Source organism: Vibrio sp. M250220, assembly GCF_036533795.1.
GTDB lineage: Bacteria > Pseudomonadota > Gammaproteobacteria > Enterobacterales > Vibrionaceae > Vibrio.
On sequence record NZ_JATABI010000232.1, the window covers coordinates 1 to 374 of the forward strand.

1 protein-coding gene is annotated in these 374 nt (G+C 50.5%); it reads right to left on the reverse strand.

The genetic code is table 11. From position 1 onward, the window contains the following. Positions 1 to 374, reverse strand: a 374-nt coding sequence (locus tag QTN94_RS20575; protein ID WP_331428702.1) for a contractile injection system protein, VgrG/Pvc8 family, incomplete at both ends; no start/stop codon positions are given.

Here is a 374-nt window from a genome sequence, read left to right on the forward strand (position 1 = left end):
TAACTCAAGCGAGTGCGGGTGAAGGCGATGCCATTTGGGTCACCTTTATAGCGACCTGGCGCATCAAAGTGCACGTAAGTGGGTTGTTGGTAATCCATCTCCGTGCCGTGAGCCAATTGGCTAAAGGAATAAGCTGGTTTTTTAAAGCTGTAGTCTTTGAGTTCTACCTCACTAACGTGGGCCTCGGATTGATAAGAAAAATCTTGGATATAGGGCACATCGCTGACACCACCCGCTAACCCGTTGTACGGAATAGGCTGAGCTAAGGAGGGCAGCAGCACAGTGGCATCACTGAACAGCAAGGTGTGTTTTCCGGCTTCATGAATAAAGCTGTAGACCATGCCTTCTTCCGCGGCGAGGCGGTGGAGAAAGTC